Below are 1,334 nucleotides of genomic sequence, written 5' to 3'. Positions count from 1 at the left end.
GTGTCGGTGACTCGGCTTCGGCGGTGTGCTTGAGCCCCGCTACATTGTCGGCGCAGGACCACTTGACCAGTGAGCTATTACGCACTCTTTCAAGGGTGGCTGCTTCTAAGCCAACCTCCTGGTTGTCTCGGCAATCCCACATCCTTTCCCACTAAGCACACACTTCGGGGCCTTAGCCGGAGCTCTGGGCTGTTTCCCTCTCGACGACGAAGCTTATCCCCCGCCGTCTCACTGCCACACTTCACGTAATGGTATTCGGAGTTTGGTTGACTTCGGTAAGCCGGTAAGCCCCCTAGGCCAGCCAGTAGCTCTACCCCCACCACGAAACATGCGACGCTGCACCTAAATGCATTTCGGGGAGAACCAGCTATCACGGAGTTTGATTGGCCTTTCACCCCTACCCACAACTCATCCCCCAGGTTTTCAACCCTGGTGGGTTCGGGCCTCCACACCGTCTTACCGGCGCTTCACCCTGGCCATGGGTAGATCACTCCGCTTCGGGTCTAGACCACGCAACTACACGCCCTATTCAGACTCGCTTTCGCTACGGCTACCCCACACGGGTTAACCTCGCCACGCAGCACTAACTCGCAGGCTCATTCTTCAAAAGGCACGCCATCACCACCACACAAGGCAGCAGCTCTGACGGCTTGCAGGCACACGGTTTCAGGTACTCTTTCACTCCCCTCCCGGGGTACTTTTCATCTTTCCCTCACGGTACTAGTCCGCTATCGGTCACCAGGAAGTATTTAGGCTTACCGGGTGGTCCCGGCAGATTCACAGCAAATTCCACGAGCTCGCTGCTACTCGAGAACACCACCACACAACAGCAACACAGTTTTCGCGTACGGGACTCTCACCCACTACGGTCACCCATCCCAGGATGTTCCACTAACCACGCGCCACTATGCTCAGAGTGTCAGCTCTGAGAAGGTGGGTCTCACAACCCCGAACACACAACCCCTGACAGGTATCACATGCATCCGGTTTAGCCTCCTCCGCTTTCGCTCGCCACTACTCACGGAATCACACTTGTTTTCTCTTCCTACGGGTACTGAGATGTTTCACTTCCCCGCGTTCCCTCTCACAACCCTATACATTCAGGCTGGAGTGACCGTCCATCACGACGGCCGGGTTTCCCCATTCGGACACCCTCGGATCACAGCTCGGTTGACAGCTCCCCGAGGCTTATCGCAGCCTCCCACGTCCTTCATCGGCCCCTGATGCCAAGACATCCACCATGTGCCCTACATAACTTGACCACAAAGATGCTCGCATCCACTCTACAATTCTCAAACACCACACCAGAAACAACCAATCAAAACCACACGACC

Annotated in this window: 1 rRNA gene; it reads right to left on the bottom strand. The window is 56.1% G+C overall.

Annotated features, from left to right (window positions below):
- Positions 1 to 1,262: ribosomal RNA gene (locus A3CU_RS0134735) — 23S ribosomal RNA — on the bottom strand; the annotation flags it as partial.
- Positions 1,263 to 1,334: the final 72 nt, after the last annotated feature.

This window comes from Amycolatopsis taiwanensis DSM 45107 (genome assembly GCF_000519205.1).
Lineage (GTDB): Bacteria > Actinomycetota > Actinomycetes > Mycobacteriales > Pseudonocardiaceae > Amycolatopsis_E > Amycolatopsis_E taiwanensis.
The sequence above is the reverse complement of the archived record's forward strand: the minus strand, read 5'-3'. Positions and strand labels throughout refer to the sequence as shown.